Source organism: Pseudomonas sp. NY15181 (assembly GCF_048068055.1).
GTDB lineage: Bacteria > Pseudomonadota > Gammaproteobacteria > Pseudomonadales > Pseudomonadaceae > Pseudomonas.
In genome coordinates this window covers 263,404-284,871 of record NZ_JBLUPT010000009.1, presented here as the reverse complement: position 1 = coordinate 284,871, position 21,468 = coordinate 263,404, and the positions used below count along the sequence as shown (strand labels likewise).

Below are 21,468 nucleotides of genomic sequence, written 5' to 3'. Positions count from 1 at the left end.
CACCTCCGGCATCCGCATCGGCACCCCGGCGGTCACCACCCGTGGCCTGCAGGAAAGCCAGTGCCGCGAGCTGGCCGGCTGGATCTGCGACGTGCTGGACCACCTGGGCGATGCCGACGTGGAAGCCAAGGTGGCCGGCCAGGTTGCAGGTCTCTGCGCGGACTTCCCGGTCTACCGCTGAGCTTCTGTAGCCGTAGGGCGCATAACCTGGAACAGGTTATCCGCCGCCCCTCGGCACGGCGGATAACGCTGACGCGTTATTCGCCCTACAAAAACCGACAACTCTTTTACCAGCGGCCCGGCGACAAGAACAATCAGGAGCCACCCCATGTCACTCAGCGTCTTCGACCTGTTCAAGATCGGTATCGGCCCGTCCAGCTCGCACACGGTCGGGCCGATGCGTGCGGCCGCGCGCTTCGTCGATGGCCTGCGCCGCGACGGCCTGCTGGACGCCACCCACAGCCTGCGCGTGGAGCTGTACGGCTCGCTGGGCGCCACCGGCAAGGGCCACGGCAGCGACAAGGCGGTGCTACTGGGCCTGGAAGGCGAGCAGCCCGATAGCGTCGACACCGAAAGCGTCGAGCCGCGCCTGCAGGAAATCCGCCGCAGCGGCCAGTTGCGCCTGGGCGGCGAACGCCTGATCGGCTTCGTCGAGAAGGAGCACCTGGCGATGATCCGCCGGCCGCTGCCCTACCATCCCAACGGCATGATCTTCCGCGCCTTCGACCAGGCCGGCCTGCAAGTGCGCAGCCGCGAGTACTACTCGGTGGGCGGCGGCTTCGTGGTCGACGAGGAAGCCGCCGGCCACGACCGCATCGTCGCCGACCGCACGCCGCTGCGCTTCCCCTTCCGCACCGGCGGCGAGTTGCTCGACCAGTGCCTGACCCACGGCTTGTCGATCAGCGACCTGATGCGCGAGAACGAACTGGCCTGGCGCAGCGCCGCCGAGACCGGCGCGGGCCTGGCGCGCATCTGGCAGGTGATGCAGGACTGCGTGCGCGCCGGCTGCCGCAAGGAAGGCATCATGCCCGGCGGACTCAAGGTACGGCGCCGCGCCGCCGGCCTCTACCGCCAGCTCAGCGAGCGCCCCGAGGCCAGCCTGCGCGACAGCCTGAGCGTGCTCGACTGGGTCAACCTCTACGCCCTGGCGGTGAACGAGGAAAACGCCACCGGCGGGCGCGTGGTGACCGCGCCCACCAATGGCGCGGCCGGCATCGTCCCGGCCGTGCTGCACTACTACAGCCGCTTCGTGCCCGGCGCCAGCGACGACGGTGTCGAGCGCTTCCTGCTCTGCGCCGCCGCCATCGGCATCCTCTACAAGGAGAACGCCTCCATCTCCGGCGCCGAGGTCGGCTGCCAGGGCGAGGTCGGCGTGGCCTGCTCGATGGCCGCCGGCGCGCTCTGCGAAGTCCTCGGCGGCACCCCGCAGCAGGTGGAGAACGCCGCCGAGATCGGCATGGAACACAACCTCGGCCTGACCTGCGACCCGGTCGGCGGGCTGGTCCAGGTGCCCTGCATCGAACGCAACGCCATGGGCGCGGTGAAGGCCATCAACGCGGCGCGCATGGCCCTGCGCGGCGACGGCCAGCATTTCATCTCGCTCGACAAGGTGATCCGCACCATGCGCCAGACCGGCGCCGACATGAAGAGCAAATACAAGGAAACCGCGCGCGGCGGCCTCGCAGTCAACATCATCGAATGCTGACCCGGCCCCGCGCTCACTGACAGCCCGTACGATTTTGAACCGGAGCCCGACATGACCACTGAAACCCTCGCGCAAACCCCGCTGCACGCCCTGCACCTCGAACTGGGCGCCCGCATGGTGCCCTTCGCCGGCTACGACATGCCGGTGCAATACCCCCTGGGCGTGCTCAAGGAGCACCTGCACACCCGTGAGCAGGCCGGCCTGTTCGACGTCTCGCACATGGGTCAGATCATCCTCCGTGGCGAAGGCGCCGCCCTCGCCCTGGAAAGCCTGGTGCCGGTCGACATCGTCGGCCTGCCGGTGGGCCTGCAACGCTACGCGCTGTTCACCGACGCCGAAGGCGGCATCCTCGACGACCTGATGGTGGCCAATGCCGGCGACCATCTGTTCCTGGTGGTCAACGCCGCCTGCAAGCAGCAGGACCTGGCGCACCTGCGCAAGCACCTGGGCGACCGCTGCGAGATCCAGCCGCTGTTCGAGGAGCGCGCCCTGCTCGCCCTGCAAGGCCCGGCAGCGGTCACCGTGCTGGCGCGCCTGGCGCCGCAAGTCGCGCAGATGACCTTCATGCAGTTCGCCCACGTGACGCTGCTGGGGGTGGAGTGCTACGTCAGCCGCTCGGGCTACACCGGCGAGGACGGTTTCGAGATCTCGGTGCCCGTCGAGAAAGCCGAAGCCCTGGCCCGCGCCCTGCTGGCCGAGCCGGAAGTCCAGCCCATCGGTCTGGGCGCCCGCGACTCGCTGCGCCTGGAAGCCGGCCTGTGCCTCTACGGCCATGACATGAACACCCAGACCACGCCCATCGAAGCCTCGCTGGCCTGGGCGATCTCCAAGGACCGCCGCACCGGCGGTGCCCGTGCCGGCGGCTTCCCTGGCGCCGAACGGGTGCTCGCGCAACAGGCCGAAGGCGTGGCACGCAAGCGCGTCGGCCTGCTGGCCCAGGAGCGCATGCCGGTACGCGAAGGCGCGGAACTGGTGGATGCCGACGGCCAGGTAATCGGCCAGGTGTGCAGCGGCGGCTTCGGTCCCAGCCTGGGCGCGCCGGTCGCCCTGGGCTACCTGCCCACCGAGTACAGCGCCGTGGACACCGAAGTCTGGGCCGTGGTGCGTGGCAAGCGCGTGCCCATGCGGGTGGCGCGCACCCCGTTCGTGCCGCAGCGCTACTACCGCGGTTGATCCCCTCCCGCGTTCCGGGGCCTGCCTCGGAACGCCCGTTGCCAGGAAGTCCCCATGAGCACATCAGCACAACCGCAGAAGGTGGAAGTCGGCGTGAAGCTGCGTGGCGCGGAAAAGGTCGCGCGCATTCCGGTGAAGATCATTCCCACCGAGGAACTGCCGAAAAAGCCCGACTGGATTCGCGTGCGCATTCCCGCCTCGCCGGAGGTCGCGCGCATCAAGCAACTGCTGCGCAAGCACAAGCTGCACAGCGTCTGCGAGGAAGCCTCCTGCCCGAACCTGGGCGAATGCTTCTCCGGCGGCACCGCCACTTTCATGATCATGGGCGACATCTGCACCCGCCGCTGCCCCTTCTGCGACGTCGGCCACGGCCGGCCGAAGCCGCTGGACGTCGACGAGCCGAAGAACCTCGCCATCGCCATTGCCGACCTGCGCCTGAAGTACGTGGTGATCACCTCGGTGGACCGCGACGACCTGCGTGACGGCGGTGCCCAGCACTTCGCCGACTGCCTGCGCGAGATCCGCCTGCTGTCCCCCGGCATCCAGCTGGAAACCCTGGTCCCCGACTACCGCGGGCGCATGGACATCGCCCTGGACATCACCGCCCAGGAGCCGCCGGACGTGTTCAACCACAACCTGGAAACCGTCCCGCGCCTGTACAAGTCATCGCGTCCGGGCTCGGACTTCGAGTGGTCGCTGGACCTGCTGCAGAAGTTCAAACAAAGGGTCCCGCACGTACCGACCAAGTCCGGCCTGATGCTTGGCCTGGGCGAGACCGACGAGGAAGTCATCGAGGTCATGCAGCGCATGCGCGAGCACGACATCGACATGCTGACCCTCGGTCAGTACCTGCAGCCCTCGCGCAACCACCTGCCGGTGCAGCGCTTCGTCCACCCTGACACCTTCGCCTGGTTCGCCGAGGAAGGCGCGAAGATGGGCTTCAAGAACGTCGCTTCCGGCCCGCTGGTGCGCTCCTCGTACCACGCCGACCAGCAGGCGCATGGGAGCAAAATCGACTGAAGGCTCCGTCATGGAGCCCCGCCCCCGGCTCGCCCTGGACGGGACGAACCGGGGCCGGAATCGGGCAGCATCAGCGGCGAGTGTCGTCGGGCAACCCCCTCTGCCGGGCAAACAGGGCCAGCCGCGTAAAGCACGCATCTCCCGCATCCGGCCTACCTTTCTCGATGCCCTCGTCCAGCGAAGGTCCGCTGCCCGCCGGAGTGGCGCGCTCCTCCATCGAGTCGAGTACCAGCGAACGCCGCAGAAAGCGCCAGACGCCCTCGCGCTTCTCATAGCGGTCGAGGTAGCGCCCCCGGGCGATGATCTCGCGCGAGCCCGGCGCCGGCGTGCGGTGGTACGCCAACACCGCCAGCTCGCCTTCGGCCTGGTTGCCATCGACCAGGAACAACATATTCGAGATGACATGCGAGGTCGCTTCCCAGTTGGCAAGCATACCGGGCAGCCAGGCGACGTACTCGTCGGGCGACCCGCAGAACATCGGGCCGTGATCGTCGATAGCGTCGTCATGGTAGAGGCTGCGCAGGAGCCGCAGATCGCCCCGGTCTATCGCATGGCAATAGGTCCAGGCGAGTTGCTGGAGCGCGAACTTATCGACCATCTCCGAGCTGTCGACGACGTGCGGCTCCAGCGTCGCGGTCCTCGTCGGGGAACGACCCAAGGTAGTCATCCCGAATCTCCTAGAGGCCGTACCCGCCGGACACGTTCAGCTGCTGCCCGGTGATGTAGGCCGCGTTGTCGGATGCCAGGAACACCGCGGCCCGACCGATTTCCTCCGGCTTGCCCCAGCGCTTGAGCGCAAGCATATGCAGCGTTTCGTCGATCCACTTCTGGTCGAACTGGCCCTGCTCCAGCAGCTGCGGGAACATGCCGGCCTCGATGACACCGACCAGGACGGAATTCGCGCGGATGTTGTAGCGGCCTTCCTCGCGGGCGAGGCCCTTGATCAGCGACTCGTTGGCGGCCTTCGGCGCGACCGACAGGCCGTCGCGGTCCGGCCAGCGCAGATGGCCGGCAGAGCCCAGCGTGACGAACGAACCGCCCCCCGAGGCGCGCAGGTGCGGCAGCGCGGTCTTGGCGGCATTGAAGAAGCCCATGACCTCGACATCGATGGCGCGCTTCCAGTCGTCATGGCCCATCTCGCTGATATGGAGCTGGTTCACGAAAGGCCCGGCGGCCCAGACGATGGTGTGTACGCGGCCGTGGATTTCAATGGCTGCGTCCAGCGCCGCCTGGATCTGGGCGACATCGGTGACGTCGACCTGATGCGTGCTCGCGTCGACGCCCTCTTGCCGAATCTGGCCGGCGACGCGCTGCGCCACCTCGGCCTTGCTCCGGTAGGCGACTGCGACCGGCACACCCGCGCGTGCGAACTCAAGGGCCACGCCTTGCCCGATGCCACCGCTACCGCCAAATACCAAAGTGGCGCCTTCCGGGAATCCGCTCTTTCTCATCGTTGCCTCTCCTTTCCTCGGTAGATCGACAGGTTGTCGTTGAGAAAAAGTATCAGCAGCAGACCCCACATGAACCACCCAATGCGGGGCTATTAAGAAAGTATCTCCGGGCGATACTTCAAGGTGTCGCGCTGCGGTACGCCGCCCGCACGACGCACCGAACGGCCGACGTCACTTGGCCCAGAAGATTCGCGGATCGGTCAGGCGAGCCATGCACAGCATGCTGTACCACTCCGTCTGACCCTCAGGCAGGGCGCGATCGTCGCTCGCCAGCTCGCGCATGCGTTGCGAAAGCGACGCCATCATCTGGCGCAACTGGTCTATCGACCCGCGCGACAACTTGACGGTTTCGAGCTGCCAGAGCGACTGCGGGTCGTGGAAGTCCATCGCCTCGAAATGCCGGCGCATCGCGTCGTCCACCGCCCGCCGCAACGGGCCACCCGGAATCCACTCCGGATGCCGCACCGTCAGCAGACGGACACGGTTGCCGGGAAACAGGTCGAGCAAACGGAGTTTTTCGAGCCGCCTCAGGTGAAGGAAGATGCCCGCCTCGTCCAGCTCGAACTCCAGCTGAATCTCCCGGGGCGTCCAGTCGTAGCGCAACAGCAGAAAGATGAATGCCGTGAACGGAGCATCGGCCAACCCCTGTTCCTGCTCGATGCTCAAAGTCTGAATCCTGCTATCGCTGCGCCGCGCCGCCAGTTCGGCAAGATCGATCAGGCGCACGCCCGCCATGGCGCAAACCGATTCGAGCATCGACACGCTCAACCCATGCCCGGTCAACTTGCGCTTGATGGTCGTCTCGCTCAGGTTCAACTGCTCGGCGATATCGCAATAGCGGATATTGCGATCCTTCAACAGGCGCTTGAGCTCCACGAGCAGCAGCGATTCATCGGTGGCGCCATCGAGGTTCTTCGGATGCATTGGGGCGTGTTCCCGTCGCACATTCGGAGCGTTGCAACGCCGTGCCGAGTTGCGCTGTTCGGTGGGCATGAAGGGTCGGCACGCACTATATCTCCCGCCAACCTGGCTGAGTAGGCGATGCGCTCCTGGGTGCACGCCCGCCGCGGGGTTTGGCAAAAACCGGCAACGCTTACGCTGGGCTTTTTACGCACGGTCCCGCAAAACGGGCGGGATCATCTCAATGGAGGGACTGGCTTTCACCGTGATCGTCGGCGAAGGTCTTCGCCACTTGATGGAACGATTCGTGGATCGCAAGGAAGGCAGCCACGATGTCGGGGTCGAAATGCGAGCCGCTGCCCTGCTGGACGATGCGCACCGCCTCTTCGTGGGGAAACGGCGGTTTGTAGACGCGTCGGGAAATCAGGGCGTCGTACACGTCGGCGAGCGCCATCAGGCGCGCCGAAATGGGGATAGCGTCGCCTGCCAGACCTTGGGGATAGCCGGAGCCGTCCCATTTCTCCTGATGGGAGTACGCGATCTCACGGGCAAGATGCAGGAAGGTGCTGGGCTCCTCCATGAGCTGCTCGGCCTTGACGATGGCGTCCCTGCCCAGCGTGGTGTGGGTCTTCATGATCTCGAATTCATCGGGAGTCAGCTTGCCGGGCTTGAGCAGGATCGCATCGGGCACTCCAACCTTGCCGATGTCATGCAGCGGGGCGGACTTGAACAGCAACTCGGTGACTTCATCGCTCAGAAAGTCGAAAAACCTGGGATGCGTCTGCAGCGCCTGTGCCAGCAGCTTGACGTAGTGCTGGGTGCGGCGGATGTGGTTGCCGGTTTCGTTGTCACGGGCTTCGGCAAGCGACGCCATGGCCATGATGGTGACGTCCTGGGTCTTCTGGATCTGGCGCGTACGCTGGGCGACCTCGTCCTCCAGACGCATGTTCTGGTCCCGGAGCTGGTCGGCGGCGGCCTTGAGCGCCAGGTGGTTGCGTACCCGGGCCAGCGCGACAGGTGGCGAGATGGGCTTGGTAATGTAGTCGACCGCACCGCAGTCCAGCCCCATCTGCTCGGCCTCGGCATCCGTCCTGGCGGTCAGGAAGATGATGGGAATCTGTTGCAGGGCCGGGGTGGCTTTCAAACGACGGCAGACCTCGTAGCCGTCCATGTCCGGCATCATGATGTCGAGCAGGATCAGATCCGGCAGCGGCAGCATGGCGGCCGCCTGCAAGGCGCGCGTGCCATTGGTGGCGATGCGCGTGCGGTAGCGGTCCTTGAGCAGGCCCGCCATGAAGGCGATGTTCTGCGGCGTGTCATCGACGATCAGGATCGTTGGCAGAGGGGCGGCATCCTGCACGCTGCTCATGGGGTGAATTCCTCAAGGGTGATGCCAAGGGGTTGGACCGTGCGCCGCAGGCGCTCCAACGCCACGTCGAAATCATAGTTGGTCACGTCCGACTCGAAAGCCGCGAAGTCGCCGTTTGCCGTAAACAGCGTCTTCAGCACCTCCAGATGGTCGAAGAGGTGATCTACCGCCTCTCCATCGGCAGATGCCAGAAGTGACGCCAGCTTGCCGGCGGCAGCCTTGGCATCGCCAGGGGAAACCGGGATCGCCATGGGCTGCCCAGGGCTGTGCGGCGCGACCGCCGGGCCAGCCTGCTTGCCGATCCAGCGCGCAATCGTCTGCAGGACCAGGGCCGGCTCCAGCGGTTTGGCAATGTGATCGACCATGCCGGCGTCGAGGCACTGGCGGTACTCATCGGCCAGGGCATGGGCGGTCATCGCAATGATGGGCAGGCTGTCGAAGTGGGCCTCGGCGCGAACCAGACGCGTGGCCTCAAGACCACCCATCTCCGGCATCTGCAGGTCCATCAGCACGACGTCATAGTGCCGCGGGCCCTTGCTGCGGAGGATCTCCAGGGCTTCGCGCCCGTTTCCGGCAAGCCGTACTTCGGCTCCCGCGCCTTCGAGCAGTTCGCAGGCAATCTGCTGGTTGATGCCATTGTCCTCCACCACCAGCAACCTGGCGCCGCACAAGGGCTGATGCGCCGCATTGCCTGTGCCGATGGACGCGCCCGCCGCTGTGCGCGCCGAAAAGAGCTGGATCAGAACATCGGCAAGAGAGGATGCGCTCACCGGTTTGTACAGCACGGCCTTGATGTTCTCCGGATGGCCTTGCGCCCTGTCCGTTTCATGTTCGTCCCCGCCGAAGGGCTGGAGCAGGACGACCGGCAGCGCGGGCTCTTCGCGAGCCAGCATCTGCGCCGCCGCAACCCCATCCATCGCGGGCATCCCGCTATCCAGGAGCACCACGCCGAAGGGGGGATGTGCTGCCGAGCGGATGGCATCCCGGGCCTCCTCCTGGGAGGAAACCGCCTGGGGTTTGAGCCCCATGGTTTGCAGCATCTGCGACAACAGCCCGCGCACGGCTGCGTTGTCATCGATGACCAGGGCATGCATGCCCTGGAGCGCCTCCGGCAGGGTGTGACGTGGTAGCAAGGCGCCCTGCTCCCGGGTAAACCATGCCGTGAAGCTGAAGGTGCTCCCCTGACCAGGGGTGGAGTCGACAGTGATCGTTCCGCCCATCAGGTCCACGATGCGCCGGCAGATGGCGAGCCCAAGCCCCGTGCCGCCGTATTTGCGCGTCGTCGACCCATCGGCCTGACTGAAGGCGCTGAACAGATCGCCCTGCTGCTCGCGCGTCACACCGATGCCCGTGTCACTGACCTGGATCTGCAACTGCACGCGATCACTGTCGTGGCCCGCCTGGCTTACCCGGACGACAATCTGCCCATGCTCGGTGAACTTGACCGCGTTGCTGAGCAGGTTGGTGAGCACCTGGCCGAGCCGCAGGGGATCGCCGCACAGCGTCAGGGGCACGTCCTCGGCGACGTCGCAGAGCATCTCCAGCCCCTTGCTCGTGGCTTTCTGCGCAACCAGGGCGATGCTGCCACCCAGTACCTCGTCCACGCGAAACGGTACGTGCTCCAACTCGAGCTTGCCGGCCTCGACCTTGGAGAAGTCGAGGATGTCGTTGATGATCCCGAGCAACGCCGTGCCGGCGTTGTGGATCTTTGCGATGTAATCGCGCTGCTTGGGCGACAGCTCGGTCTTCTGGGCCAGGTGCGCCATGCCGATGATGGCGTTCATCGGCGTACGGATCTCATGGCTCATATTGGCCAGGAACATCGATTTGGACTGGGTGGCCTCCTCGGCGGTCTGCTTGGCGATGCGCAGATGCGCGAGCAACCGCTCCTGCTCGTTGGTCAGCTTCTCGAGATCCTGGGTGCGGGCCACCACTTTGGCCTCCAGGTCCCGCGTGGCCTCCAGCAACATCACGCGCATGTGCTCCTGGGCACCGACCAGTTTGTCGATTTCGCGGGTATGGGTGGATAGCTGCACCGGCTCATCGAGTTGCATGTTGCCGATACGTTCGCTTTCCGCCGCCAGATGGTCCACCACGTTGGCGAACCGCCTGGAAAAACGATGCGCCACCAGGAACACCAGCCCCAGCACGGCCAGGATCATGAGGCCCATCGCCGTGGCATGCCAGTTGGTGGTCAGGGTGAAATCGCTGCGCGGTCCGAGTGTTGCAACCTGCAGGCGCATATCGCCGAACTGCAACGGCCGGAACCTGGCGATCCAGGGCTCGGAGGCGACATCGAAGAAAACCGGAGCGTCGACGGGGTTGCCCTGCGCACGCCATGACGAAAGCGCGGCGGCCAGTCTGGTCGCCCCCGCCTCTTCCGCCGACTTGGAGAGCCAATCCGCAGGATTGTCCTCGGGGGACGCCGCCAGGAAACGGGGACGCGCCAACAACCTGGCATCCTGGGTCAGCAAGGCCGCACTGCCGTTGATACCGACCTGGAGCTGTGAAGTGAAGCGGGAGAGGTCATACAGGAGCAGGTCCAGTGCCACGACCCAGGACTCACCGGCCTGGGCTCCACCCCCGCGCAGTGTGGCGGTGATGCCGATGTCCTTGCGCTCGAAGAAGGGGTATGGCGCCGTCCAGTGGACCTGGTCCGCCGAAGCGGCCTGGGCCTCCTTGTACCAGGGACGCGTGCGGGCATCGTAGAGGCGCACGATACGCTCCTCGCGCAGGAGTCGGCCCGCATCGTCGTAGTGGAACCAGCGCTGCACGGCGCCATCCCTGGGAATATTGGCGACGCGCACGATCCAGCTCGCACCATGGTCCGACTCCGGGTTGAGTTCGATATAGCGCCCCTGTCCGTCGGCGAAGATCACCCCGGCAATCTGCCGCTGAGCCCTCAAGGCCGGGATGAGCAGTTTGGCGAAGGCGTCGGGTGCCTCGGTATCCAGCACTCCGCTGCGGCCCCATTCCCGCAGGGTGTTCAACTGTTCGGTGGCTCGGCCAAACAGCGCACCGACATCGCTCTCCACCTGCTCCGATGCCCGGGCCATTGCCGTATTGGCCAGTTCGTCCTGCGCGGGACGGGTCACGACGAGGTAGGTGGCAATGGCAAAGATCGCGAACGCCAGAACCACGATGCCGAGGATCCGGTAGAGCAGATAGTCGTGGATGGCCGGCCGATCATTGGATCGACTGGCGCGTGCTCTCAGCCGAGCGAGGATGTCTGCGAACCCCATGCACTCCCCCTCCCTTTACAGTGGCTGTCCGTGCTGAGGATCATTCTGGCATGTGCCTCGAAAAAATACCGCCATGCCATAACCCATACGGGTTCGAGAAGCTTGCCCGGGGATGTGGATGTGCCCGGCAGCCCGCCAGCCCGCGAAGGGGTCACCGTCCTGAAATCGGGGGGGCTGAATGCGTCCTGCGCTGCAACGATCAGGGCGCACCTGCGTGAAAGTCCGATTCGGGTTGAGTCCTCAGTCGAAAGCTACCGGGGGACTATGCTCCGTCTTAATCAGAAGAAGCATGGTCTGCTATCGGCCATTAGCGGACATTCATCAACGAAAGGACTGGCTCGATCGTCCACGCAGAAGAAGCACCTCGCATGTGCTTGGCACGGTCTTCACCAGGCCGTTCATTCCAATGCGCTACTCTTCGATGAGTAGCTGAATATTCCACTTGGAGAGTCATGCCATGTCGCTGGACAGAGCATCACAGGAGTTGCGCGTAACATTGGCAGAGCTGAGCTTTCGAAATGAGGCTTCGGCAACAGTATTGGAGCTGGCCGCACTGGAGCTTCCGCCCGGCCAGGCAGACAAAGTGAGAGAAGTAATCAAGTTGCTAAGAGCTGATGCCGGAAAGATTCGCATTCTGGCCGAGCGCACTCAGGCCGGAGAGATAGCGGTGCTGCAATGAAAGAGGCGGAGCGACAGCTACGCTCTGCACTGCGAACGGCCTCGTTCAACAATGCCGCAGCGGCCGATTTGATCCGAACCTTTGCAGCCATGGTAAGAGACAAAGGGGCAGCGGGGAGACTACAGGAAATGGCCGGTCAGCTGGATATCGATGCGGATACGCTTGAGGTCTTTGTGTCTGAAATCAATGAAGGCAGGATCTCGCGCACACCGTAACCGTAGATCCCACAGGCGCCCGGCCCTTCGACGAAACCGTGACCTGCTCCAGATCAGTGGCGTTTGCTCCCTGCCTCATTGAACAACCTTAACGTGACGCTAGGGTTTAGAGGGCTCCAGTTCTATCACGCCATCAATTCCCTCAAGCAAGGCAAGAAGACGGTGGCGTAAGGAGTAAAGCTCCGCAGCCACTAAAGCCTGAGGGCGACCTGCCATGCTCAAGAATGCACTAAGAGCCGCATCAGAGTTTCCAACCAATGAAATTAGGTGCTCACCTCGTGGCCCCGAGGTACCGGCTACCCAGTTCTTGACTGTCCGCTCGTTAGCATTAGTCCAGCGCATCAATGTCTTGGTTGCTTGATGCGTAGCTCCTAGCTCGCCTTGCAAGGCGATAGAGATCTGCTTGGCGTATTGTTCTGCGCTTGGAAAAAAATTGCCCGTTTTCGTAAACATTTTTCCTACCCCCGTCTTCTACCTTTTGTTAATCAACACCAGCGAAACGCTGGATGAAGACTGACTGGGGCATTTGCCGATGCAAACATTCATTGGCTCTGAAGAAGATAGGAGAGCGTCAAGACTGCGCAAAGCTGCTGCGTATGTGCGAATGTCTACCGAGCATCAGCAGTACTCGACCGAAAACCAACTCGATACTATTCGTCTTTATGCCGCCGCCCATGATCTGGAAATTTCTCGCACATATACAGATTCGGGAAAAAGCGGCCTGCGGCTTGAGGGTCGAGATGCTCTTAAGCAGTTATTCGATGACGTTGAAAATGGACTCGCCGACTACTCAACCATTCTTGTCTACGACGTCAGTCGTTGGGGGCGCTTTCAGGATCCCGATGTCAGCGCAAGCTACGAGGTTCGTTGCCGACAGGCAGGGGTGTCTGTTCAATACTGCGCTGAACAGTTCACTAATGATGGATCACCGGTCTCGAACATCATAAAAAGTGTAAAACGGATGATGGCAGGAGAGTACAGCCGAGAGTTGTCTGTAAAAGTGTTTGCAGGCCAATCTCGGCTGATAGAACTTGGCTATCGGCAAGGTGGTCCAGCAGGATTTGGTCTCAGACGACAATTAATAGACGCCAACGGAACCCCTAAGGGCGTGTTGGATTCTGGAAAGCATAAAAGCATTCAGACTGACCGCGTGGTTCTCGTTCCGGGCCCTGATGATGAGATCGAAATAGTTCAATGGATCTACAGACTATTCGTTGAAGAGGGGCGCAGCGAACGAGAGATTTCAGACTGGCTTAACACCCGTGGAGTTTTAACTGACAGAGTGCGTCCATGGACCCGGGGCACCATCCACCAAATACTGATCAATGAGAAATATATTGGAAACAATGTATGGAATCGCTGCTCCTTTAAGCTCAAGCAGCAAAGAGTTCGCAACAAGCAGGATGAATGGATTAGGGCTGATGGTGCATTCCTACCTATAGTTAATGCAGTATTATTTCGCGCAGCTCAAGAAATAATTCAGACTCGCTCATACAGAATGTCTGACGAGGAAATGCTGAATAAACTACTGGAAATCTACGCACGAAACGGCTATTTGTCAGGACTTATTATTGATGAAACTGAAGGATGCCCATCCAGTAGCGCATATCAGCATAGATTCGGAAGCTTGCTGCGCTCCTACGCCCTAATTGGCTACACCCCCCAGCGCGATTACGAGTACATCGAAGCAAATCGCCGTCTTCGCCAGATGCATCCGACCTTACTTCAACGTGTCATAGGTGACATTTCGGCAGCCGGCGGGCACGTCGTGATTGATCCAAAAACTGATCTAATACAATTAAATGAGGAATTAATAATTTCTCTGGTGTTGTGCCGTTGTCAGACCTCAGCGATTGGGGCTAGGCGCTGGAAAATTCGCTTCGACCTAGGCGCAGCTCCCGACATCACAGTCGCAGTTCGCATGATAGAAGGAGAAGAGTCACCCCTCGATTATTACGTCCTGCCAACCATCGATATAGTTTCATCGAACTTGCGACTTGCAGAATCTAATCCTTCAAGCCTTGAAATCTATCGCTTTGACAACCTTCAGATCCTGGCTGAACTATCACGTCGCTCAGCGTATAGGAGAGTTGCATGACGGCCATCCCCAGCAACCGCAAAGCACCTCTGCACGTCGCCGAAGAGTCCTCCATTCGCTTAATCAATCTAGAACGTATTCGAATCCTCAACCCAAGGGGGCGTAACCGACGGGTTTTCGCCAAGTTGGTTGAAAATATCTCAGCCCTTGGCCTTAAGCGCCCTATTACTGTGACCCCAGTAAATGATGCTGCCGAGGAGTGCTACGAGATTGTCTGTGGGCAAGGCCGGTACGAGGCATTTCAAGCCTTAGGGGAAACAAGCATCCCTTGCATTGTCGTCAGTGCTCGTGAGGCAGACCGATTTCTCATTAGCCTTGTCGAGAACCTGGCTCGCCGCAAACACTCCAATCGAGATCTGTTGAACTCGATCCAAGTGCTTTGCGAGCGCGGCTATTCAGCTGTGGAAATCGCTGCCAAAACCTGCCTCGATACCGGTTATATCACCGGCATCCTAATGCTATTACGAAATGGAGAGGATCGGCTGATTGCGGCCGTCGAGAAAGGGTGGCTACCCATTAAGTTCGCCACGGATATTGCACGCGCCAGTGACAGCGAAGTCCAACTGGCCATGATAGAAGCTTACGAAACAGGGCTGCTCAAAGGAGATCAACTGCTTCGGGTACGTCGACTGATTGACCGTCGTAAGGCGTTAGGTAAGCGCTTTAGTCCTGTGTCAGGTAGCGAGCGTCTGAATACTCCACAGAAGCTACTCAGCGCCTACCAAGCCGAGGTTCGTCGGCAGAAAGTGATGATCAAGAAGGCTGATATCAACGAACAGCGCTTGCTCATCATTGTGACGGCCCTGCGCAAGCTGTTTGCAGATGAGTACTTCTGCACCCTGCTCCGCAGCAAAGGGATACAGGACATGCCCAAACCTCTGTCGGACCGAGTTCAGGGGGAAAACTCATAATGGGTAACGTCAAGCAGGCCTTTGAGCAACGCGTTATCGTCGTACCTGTTGAGCGCATCCTACCTACTCGAAAACTGGGAAAAACGACTTACACGAGCAAGAAGTATTTGAGCATCCTCAGCTCAATCCGCGAACTCGGAATCATCGAGCCCCTGGCTGTACACCCTAAGCCGGTGATCGACGCTGGCGTGACCTCGTACATCTTGCTCGATGGCCACATGCGCCTTGAGGCACTCAAGGCGCTGGGAGGTACTGAAGCACTATGTTTGATCTCAACCGACGACGAGGGCTTCACCTACAACCGGCAAATAAATCGACTAACGCCTATTCAAGAGCACAAAATGATCCTTGCAGCACTGAAGAAAGGTGTCTCAGCGGATCGAATTGCACAAGTCCTAGGCATGAATGTAAATCGCATCCATGCGCGCGCCAATCTTCTGAAAGGTATTGCACCCGAGGTAGTGGAACTGCTCAAGGTTCGAATGGTGGCTAATGAGGTCTTCACAGTGCTGCGTCGGATGAAGCCTATCCGCCAGATTGAAGCCGCGGAAATGATGATCAGTGCGAATTGTTTTACCCACAACTATGCGCGAATGGTTCTAGCTGCGACCCGCCCCGAATTCCTGGTCACACAGAAAAAATCGACTACCGAGATCAGCTCAGTCGACATTACTCGTATGGAACGAGAGATGGAGAACCTCCAGCATGACTATCGGCAGGTGGAAGATACCCTTGGTGAAACTATGCTCGTCTTGGTCGTTGCTAAAGGCTACTTAATGCGCGTCTTGCGCAATGAGTCGATCGCTGGCTATCTCCATCAACATCATGCTGATTTGCTAGAAGAACTGGTGTCCATCATGGAGGCAGTTAGCACCGATGCTCGGCATCTGGAGCGGGAATAGCTGTGTCCGCTATGGGTCGTCAACAGCCGCACACTAAAGACGACACTGCTCCCCCAGCAACCAACCTAACCCGGCTGCGCATCCGGCCCGCTGCACGGCAGGTGCAGGGTAAAGCGGGTGCCGCTCCCCACCCCATCGGCTTCGTCCGCCGCCACGCTTTCCACGTGCAGGCGTCCGCCCAGCACCTCGGTCACGATCTGGTGCGAGATGTGCAGTCCCAGGCCGGTATTGCCACGGTGGCGGCCGGTGGTGAAGAAGGGTTCGAGGATGCGCGGCAGCTCATCGCGCGGGATGCCCTTGCCGTTGTCGCTGAACCTGATGACCACGCCTGTCGGCCCATCGGCGGCAATGGCAATGCTGATGCGCCCCGCCCTGCCCTCGGGGAAGGCGTGATCGAGGGTGTTGCCCAGCAGGTTGGAGATGACCTGCCCCAGCGGCCCCGGGTAGCTGTCCATCCAGAGTCCTTCCGGCAGATCCAGCACCAGTTGAACCGGCTGGTGAGGGTCCCAGCGGCGCAGGCGCACATCGGCGTCGAGTATCGCCTCGGCCAGGTCGAAGCGACGTTTCTGCAGCGTGGTGCGATCCATCGCCACCTGTTTGAAGCGCTGCACCACGCCCGCCGCGCGGGTGGTCTCGGCCTGGGCGATGGCCAGGGCTTCGCGGCTGTCCGCCAGGAAGCGATCCAGGTCGGAACGGCGCAATCCTGCGTCGAGGCGCCGGAGCAGTTCGTCCAGGCCGCTCTGTGCGGTGGAGAGCGCAAGGCTGGCGCCGCCCAGCGGTGTGTTCATCTCATGGGCAACGCCCGCGACCATCAGCCCCAGTGAGGACAGGCGCTCGACCCGCGCCAGCTCCGCCTGCATCGCCTGCATGTCGCGCCCGGCTTCGATCAACGCGCTATTGGCCCGCTCCAGCTCGCTGCGCCGCAGTGCCTCAGTCTCCATGCTGCGCATCAGGCGCAGGATGAGGAACCCCGCAAGGCCAACGATGGAGAGCGCCAGCACGGCAACCAGCAATTTCCAGCGCCAGCCCAATGTACCGATGGCCGAGTCCGGCACCTCCACCAGCACGCGCAAGCCGAAACGATGGGTATCGACCTTGGCCCCTTCGCGGCTGTTCAGCACTTCGGCGCTGTTCAGGTCGATCCACGACCAGTCGCCACCCTCGCCGATCCAGTGACCGTTCTTGCGCGCCTGCATCGCCTGCCACAGACCGGGCTGGCTGACGCCCAGGCGGTGCTCGCCGTTGCCCAGTTGCCAGTTCCACTCGTCCTCGGCGCGCGGCCCGACAATCCAGTAACCCTCACGGTTCACCAGGTAGAGTTTCACGCCCTGCCGGGAGCCCAGCATGCGCAGGCGATCGAGCAGGCGCTGGGCACGGTAGTTGAGCACCACCACGCCCCGGCGGTTGCCTTGGTCCAGTACCGGGCTGGCCACGCGCAGCGTCGGTTGCAGCGGTTGTTCGACGACGCCGTGTTCGGTGTTCAGGTCCAGTTCGGAGAAGTAGATGCTGCCGGCCGGCAAGCCGACCGCCTCGCTGAAGTAGGGAGCCTCGGACCGGTTCTGCAGTTGCTCGGGCAGCACCAGCTCCACATGGCCATCGCGATTGTTGACGCGCAGGCGCTCATCGCCGTTTTCGTCGATCCAGCGCACCTGGTCGTAGTTGATGGAGCTGCTCGAAAAACTGAGGAACAACCGGGCAGCCATCGAATCGGGGCGGGTGTCGGTGCTGATCAATTCCGGCGGCAGGTCGGCGAGGAAGACCACGTCATGGCGCAGCAGGTCCAAGGACCGCGTCAGAATCTGCACCGTCTCCTCGCGCACGCTGTCGCGGGCACGCAGGGCCGGCTCGCGCGCCACGCGCTCCAGCTCGTTCCACAGCAGCGGCAGGCCCAGGAGCAGGAGCAGCAGCCAGGGGACGACCAGGGTCAGCAGGTGGCGCCGGTGCTGCCGCAGGAAGTGGCCATTGAACCGCAGCCAGCCATGGCGCTCAGTGGGCTGGATTACGGCTTCTTCAGCTATGCCGTTCACGTAAACGCTCGATGAAGGCATCCAGCGGTTCGGGGCGGCCGAACAGGTAGCCCTGGGCACGCTGGCAGCCATGTTCGCGCAGCCAGGTCGCCTGCTCGTCGGTTTCCACCCCTTCGGCCAGTACGCACATCTGCATGCGATGGCCGAGGGCGATGATCATGTCCGCGATGCTCTGTTTGTCATCGACCAGGCCGATTTCGCGGACGAAGCGCTGGTCGACCTTGAGGGTCGAGGCGCAGATCGAATTCAGGTAGCTCAACGACGAATAGCCGGTGCCGAAGTCGTCGATGGCGATGGAGAACCCGGCCTGCTCCAGGCTGCGCAGGATGTTGCCGCCGGCCTGCTGGTCGCTCATGGCCGCCGATTCGGTGACCTCGAGCTCGATGCGCTGGGGGCGGATGCCGTGCTGGCGGACCACCGCCACCAGCTCCTCGGAAAACTCCTGCCGCGCCAGTTGCAGGGGCGACACGTTGACCGCCAGGGGAAGATCGGGGAAGCCGGCTTGGTCGAGCGCCCGCGCAGCCGCGCAAGCCATTTCCAGGATGCGCTTGCCCAACGGCACGATCAGGCCATTGGCCTCGGCGATGGGGATGAACACGCCGGGCGGCACTTCCGTCCCGTCGGCATCCGCCCAACGGGCCAGGACCTCGGCGCCGCACACCTGCCCCGTGGCCAGGTCCACCTGGGGCTGGAGGACGATACGAATGCCCTCGGTATTGCGCAGAGCATGGTAGAGCGCATGGGACTGCTGGAAACGCTGGCTGGTCTCCTCCTCCATGCCCGGCTGGTATTCGCACAGCAGCGACGCCTGGCTACGCGCCCGCTTGAGCAGCAGCAGGCCCGCGGCGATGGCGCCACGGGCCGAGCCGTTGTAGGCGTCCAGGTCCAGGCGCGCCGCGCCGATGCCGATGAAGGGGGAATGCGCGCTCTCGTCGAACAGCTCCAGGCTGCGGACCTGTTGGGTGGAGAGGCGCTGGGTCGGACCGAGGATCGCGAAGGTATCTTCATGCAGGCGCGCGACCAGGCAAGGCGGCGCAAAGCTGGCGCGCAGGCGCCGGGCCATGCCCTGCAGCATCAGGTCGCCCTGCTCGACGCCCAGCGACAGGCTGCCCTCGGCGTACTGGTCGAGGTCCACCAGCAACAGCGTGCGCCCGCACGGCGGGGGCAGCGCCAGGACGCTTTCCAGCTCGCGGAGCAAGGCGTTGCCATTGGGTATCGAGAGGAGTTCGTCTTCGTAGGCGATACGATCGAGGCGGCTGCTCAGGGCTACGTTGATCAGGCCGGAATTGACCTGGGTGGAGAACACCCGCAGCAATTCGCGCTCGGTCTCGTCGAGATGCCTGTCGGTCGCCAGGTAAGCGGCCGCATGGGGCACGCCGTGGGTGCCGGGGAAGAACAGCACTTGGCTGTCGGCCGTGGCGATGGCGGTTTCTTCCTGCATGGCCCGACTCAGCAGTGCACGGATCGGCTGGTCGTCCAGCGATGCCAGCGGCCGAGCGAGGTTTCCGGCGAAACGGCCGGCTGCCGCGCTGATGCTGGCGTGCAACGGCACTTCCTCATCCTGCCCGGCCTGGACGCAGACCAGGCCATCCGGCGCCACCCCGAGCAGGCCTGACAGCTCGCAGATCATCCGCGCCGAGAAATCTTCCAGCCCCCTGGCCAGGGTCAGGCTGTTGCTGGCTTCGACTATCGCCTGCAAGCCGCGCTTGGCCCGGCTCAGCGCGCGAATCTGCTGCCAGGTGCGCAGGTTGCCGGTAAGGATGCTGTGCAGGCGCTCCTGGCTCATGTCGGTCTTGAGCCAGTAATCGCTGATGTCCAGGTGGTCCAGTGACGCCTGCATCGGCGCCATGCCGGGCTGGCCGGTCAGCAGAATGATCCGCACGTCGGCATTGCCCTGCACTTCACGGACATTGCGCACCAGACGCAGGCCGGCGTCGTCGCTTTCCATCACCACGTCGAGCAGGACCACAGCCAGCTCCGGTGTCTCCACCATCAGCTTGGCCGCCTCCTCCGCCGACCCGGCAGTCAGCAGACGCAGCGATTGGTCCTGGTAGCGGTATCCCAGCAACGCCGCCTGCAGCGAGCGTTGAAAGCCAGGATCGTCATCGACGCTGAGCACCAGCAAGGGCTCTGTTTCGGTCAGCTCTCCGGCCGGTTCTTCCGGGGAAAACTGGAACATGCCCTCGTCGTCATTCCCTCGCATCGCTCTCTCCTTGTCCCGCGCGTCGACGGCCTTTGCGGACCCGCATGCGTTATCGGTATAGAACAGGGGGTGGCATTAGGCCAGTAGCCTCGGAACTGCCCCGACGGCCTGTGCGGAGGACCTTCGGCGCTGGGGCAATGGCGCCATATTTGCGACGCAATGAGGCGCAGGATCGGGGGAGATTATGCGTTTTCGAGCGCTGGATACGATCCAGGCAAATGCACGCCATTTCGCAGCGCACTCATGAAGAATCCCCCTCAAGCCGCACATGTCGACACGCCGTGAGCAGCGCCAGGTCATAGAGGATCTTGAGTACGCCGCAGACGAGCAGCGGCGCGGTGAGCCAGCCCAGCCCGATCAATCCGCTGGCGAGGGTCGGGGCAAGGGCCGCGGCGAGACTGCGCGGCACCGCCGTCAGGCTCGCGGCGGCCGCTCGTTCCGCCGGCGTGACGACGGCCATGACATAGGCGCTGCGCGTGGGTACGTCGAGCTGCGACAGCGCGCTGCGCAGCAACAGCATGAACAAGGCGAGCGGCAATGACGGCATGAAGGCCGCCGCGATCAGGCACAGGCTCGATGGGATGTGGGTGAAGACCATGGTGTTCAGCAGGCCGATCCTGCGCGCGAGCGGCGCCGCCGCCAGCTGGGACCCGGCGCTGAGCAATCCGGTGCAGAAGAAGAACTGCCCGGCGGCGCCGATGGAAAGATCGAAGCGCGTCATCAGCCAGAGCGTCAGCAGCGCGTTGACCACCAGCCCGCCCGCGAACGCATCGACGCTGAACAGCAGCGCGAGGCGCACGACGATCCAGCGCGACGGCCCGAGCGGCGTGCGAGCGCTGGTCGGCACGCGCCTATGTGTGGGCATGTGCCGGTACAGCGCCAGGATCGCCAGCCCCGCCAGTGCGTAGAGGACGAACATGCCGCGCATGGACGGGAGTGCGGCGATGCCGAAATGGGCGGCGATCCATGCGGGCGCTCCGGCCAGCAGCGCGCCCAGAGCGCCGGAAAGCGCCCCGACCAGGCTGTAGCGCGCGAAGAGTGCCGTGCGTGCCCGCGCATCCGACGCTTCGGCCAGGCAGGCATGCTCGATGGGCAGGAACAGGCTGACATCCCCGGCGCTTGGGTTCATGGTGCCGAGGAAGGCCACCACGAGCAGAGGCCAGAGCGTCGAGAAGCTGGAAAAGCCGATGCCCGTGGCCACCATCACCCCGGCCGCGACCAGCAGCAATGAGCGGCGTGGAAAGCGATTGCCCAACATGCCGACCAGCATCGTGGCGATCGCGGAGCCCAGCAGCGTCGATGTACTGATCAGCCCGACCGAGAGGGTCGACATGCCGAGCGCGAGCAGGTAGGCCGGCAGCAGCACCGCAACGAAACCGTCGCAAAAGCCCCGCAGACTTCTCGCCAGCAGCAGCCGCCACACACCCGTCTCGACGCCCGCCAGAGCGAGCCTTGAGCAGAGGCGTGTGATGAGTGGAATCATCGCGATATCCCCGAGGCGCACCCGCAGCTTGAAGACGGGTGACCATCCGGCCGAAGCCGTATTATAGTAGAGATTACAACCAAACCCGTT

15 protein-coding genes and 1 pseudogene are annotated in these 21,468 nt (G+C 62.9%); 8 read left to right on the top strand and 8 right to left on the bottom strand.

Annotated elements, in window-relative coordinates; all coding sequences use genetic code 11:
• The 4 genes and pseudogenes from glyA to lipA all read left to right on the top strand — a co-directional run.
• Positions 1-181: pseudogene (gene glyA / locus ACNFBT_RS21010) on the top strand (serine hydroxymethyltransferase); the annotation flags it as partial.
• Positions 182-328: 147 nt separating this feature from the next.
• Complete coding sequence (locus ACNFBT_RS21005) at positions 329-1,705, top strand: L-serine ammonia-lyase (protein ID WP_416752660.1); 1,377 nt, start codon at positions 329-331, stop codon at positions 1,703-1,705.
• A gap of 51 nt (positions 1,706-1,756) precedes the next feature.
• Positions 1,757-2,878: a glycine cleavage system aminomethyltransferase GcvT gene (gene gcvT / locus ACNFBT_RS21000; RefSeq protein WP_416752658.1), complete on the top strand. Its 1,122-nt coding sequence runs from the start codon at positions 1,757-1,759 to the stop codon at positions 2,876-2,878.
• Between the two features lie 54 nt (positions 2,879-2,932).
• On the top strand, positions 2,933-3,898 hold the full coding sequence (gene lipA / locus ACNFBT_RS20995) for a lipoyl synthase (RefSeq protein WP_416752656.1): 966 nt from the start codon (positions 2,933-2,935) through the stop codon (positions 3,896-3,898).
• A 70-nt stretch (positions 3,899-3,968) separates the two neighbouring features.
• Here lipA and ACNFBT_RS20990 read toward each other — a convergent pair whose 3' ends face one another.
• From ACNFBT_RS20990 to ACNFBT_RS20970, 5 genes are all read right to left on the bottom strand, one after another.
• Entirely contained in the window at positions 3,969-4,565 is a 597-nt protein-coding gene (locus ACNFBT_RS20990; RefSeq protein ID WP_416752654.1) for a nuclear transport factor 2 family protein, read from the bottom strand.
• Between the two features lie 10 nt (positions 4,566-4,575).
• Positions 4,576-5,349, bottom strand: a complete 774-nt coding sequence (locus ACNFBT_RS20985) for an SDR family NAD(P)-dependent oxidoreductase (RefSeq protein WP_416752652.1) — start codon at positions 5,347-5,349, stop codon at positions 4,576-4,578.
• A gap of 171 nt (positions 5,350-5,520) precedes the next feature.
• A complete protein-coding gene (locus tag ACNFBT_RS20980) occupies positions 5,521-6,273 on the bottom strand; it encodes a helix-turn-helix domain-containing protein (RefSeq protein WP_416752650.1) in 753 nt (250 codons plus the stop codon).
• Positions 6,274-6,490: 217 nt separating this feature from the next.
• Entirely contained in the window at positions 6,491-7,618 is a 1,128-nt protein-coding gene (locus ACNFBT_RS20975; RefSeq protein ID WP_416752648.1) for an HD-GYP domain-containing protein, read from the bottom strand.
• Positions 7,615-10,860, bottom strand: a complete 3,246-nt coding sequence (locus ACNFBT_RS20970; protein ID WP_416752646.1) for a response regulator — start codon at positions 10,858-10,860, stop codon at positions 7,615-7,617. Before ACNFBT_RS20970 ends, ACNFBT_RS20975 begins: the two co-directional genes overlap by 4 nt.
• Before the next feature lie 457 nt (positions 10,861-11,317).
• On the opposite strand from ACNFBT_RS20970, the gene ACNFBT_RS20965 reads away from it, so the two are divergent.
• The 4 genes from ACNFBT_RS20965 to ACNFBT_RS20950 all read left to right on the top strand — a co-directional run bounded on the left by ACNFBT_RS20965 (position 11,318) and on the right by ACNFBT_RS20950 (position 15,665).
• A complete protein-coding gene (locus tag ACNFBT_RS20965; protein ID WP_416752644.1) occupies positions 11,318-11,539 on the top strand; it encodes a hypothetical protein in 222 nt (73 codons plus the stop codon).
• Between the two features lie 747 nt (positions 11,540-12,286).
• Positions 12,287-13,852, top strand: coding sequence for a recombinase family protein (locus tag ACNFBT_RS20960; protein WP_416752643.1), 1,566 nt, complete (start codon positions 12,287-12,289; stop codon positions 13,850-13,852).
• Positions 13,849-14,763: a ParB/RepB/Spo0J family partition protein gene (locus tag ACNFBT_RS20955; RefSeq protein ID WP_413347744.1), complete on the top strand. Its 915-nt coding sequence runs from the start codon at positions 13,849-13,851 to the stop codon at positions 14,761-14,763. The genes ACNFBT_RS20960 and ACNFBT_RS20955 overlap by 4 nt, the downstream gene beginning before the upstream one ends.
• Positions 14,763-15,665: a plasmid partitioning protein RepB C-terminal domain-containing protein gene (locus tag ACNFBT_RS20950; protein ID WP_416752640.1), complete on the top strand. Its 903-nt coding sequence runs from the start codon at positions 14,763-14,765 to the stop codon at positions 15,663-15,665. The genes ACNFBT_RS20955 and ACNFBT_RS20950 overlap by 1 nt, the downstream gene beginning before the upstream one ends.
• A 65-nt stretch (positions 15,666-15,730) precedes the next feature.
• On the opposite strand, the gene ACNFBT_RS20945 is transcribed toward ACNFBT_RS20950, so the two are convergent.
• The 3 genes from ACNFBT_RS20945 to ACNFBT_RS20935 form a co-directional block, all read right to left on the bottom strand.
• Positions 15,731-17,692: a sensor histidine kinase gene (locus tag ACNFBT_RS20945; RefSeq protein ID WP_416752638.1), complete on the bottom strand. Its 1,962-nt coding sequence runs from the start codon at positions 17,690-17,692 to the stop codon at positions 15,731-15,733.
• A complete protein-coding gene (locus tag ACNFBT_RS20940) occupies positions 17,676-19,895 on the bottom strand; it encodes an EAL domain-containing protein (protein WP_416752636.1) in 2,220 nt (739 codons plus the stop codon). The genes ACNFBT_RS20945 and ACNFBT_RS20940 overlap by 17 nt, the downstream gene beginning before the upstream one ends.
• 241 nt (positions 19,896-20,136) lie before the next feature.
• Positions 20,137-21,378 carry an MFS transporter gene (locus ACNFBT_RS20935; RefSeq protein ID WP_416752634.1) on the bottom strand — a complete coding sequence of 414 codons (1,242 nt, stop codon included), beginning with the start codon at positions 21,376-21,378 and terminating at the stop codon, positions 20,137-20,139.
• Positions 21,379-21,468 lie beyond the last annotated feature (90 nt).

Excerpts from the sequence above, each read along its gene's own strand:
- ACNFBT_RS20960 (WP_416752643.1), top strand. The coding sequence starts at position 12,287 with ATGCAAACATTCATTGGCTCTGAAGAAGATAGGAGAGCGTCAAGACTG.
- ACNFBT_RS20935 (WP_416752634.1), bottom strand. The coding sequence starts at position 21,378 with ATGATTCCACTCATCACACGCCTCTGCTCAAGGCTCGCTCTGGCGGGC.
- ACNFBT_RS20965 (WP_416752644.1), top strand. The coding sequence starts at position 11,318 with ATGTCGCTGGACAGAGCATCACAGGAGTTGCGCGTAACATTGGCAGAG.
- ACNFBT_RS21005 (WP_416752660.1), top strand. The coding sequence starts at position 329 with ATGTCACTCAGCGTCTTCGACCTGTTCAAGATCGGTATCGGCCCGTCC.
- gcvT (WP_416752658.1), top strand. The coding sequence starts at position 1,757 with ATGACCACTGAAACCCTCGCGCAAACCCCGCTGCACGCCCTGCACCTC.
- ACNFBT_RS20985 (WP_416752652.1), bottom strand. The coding sequence starts at position 5,349 with ATGAGAAAGAGCGGATTCCCGGAAGGCGCCACTTTGGTATTTGGCGGT.
- ACNFBT_RS20975 (WP_416752648.1), bottom strand. The coding sequence starts at position 7,618 with ATGAGCAGCGTGCAGGATGCCGCCCCTCTGCCAACGATCCTGATCGTC.
- ACNFBT_RS20990 (WP_416752654.1), bottom strand. The coding sequence starts at position 4,565 with ATGACTACCTTGGGTCGTTCCCCGACGAGGACCGCGACGCTGGAGCCG.
- ACNFBT_RS20940 (WP_416752636.1), bottom strand. The coding sequence starts at position 19,895 with ATGCGAGGGAATGACGACGAGGGCATGTTCCAGTTTTCCCCGGAAGAA.
- lipA (WP_416752656.1), top strand. The coding sequence starts at position 2,933 with ATGAGCACATCAGCACAACCGCAGAAGGTGGAAGTCGGCGTGAAGCTG.
- ACNFBT_RS20980 (WP_416752650.1), bottom strand. The coding sequence starts at position 6,273 with ATGCATCCGAAGAACCTCGATGGCGCCACCGATGAATCGCTGCTGCTC.
- ACNFBT_RS20970 (WP_416752646.1), bottom strand. The coding sequence starts at position 10,860 with ATGGGGTTCGCAGACATCCTCGCTCGGCTGAGAGCACGCGCCAGTCGA.
- ACNFBT_RS20955 (WP_413347744.1), top strand. The coding sequence starts at position 13,849 with ATGACGGCCATCCCCAGCAACCGCAAAGCACCTCTGCACGTCGCCGAA.
- ACNFBT_RS20950 (WP_416752640.1), top strand. The coding sequence starts at position 14,763 with ATGGGTAACGTCAAGCAGGCCTTTGAGCAACGCGTTATCGTCGTACCT.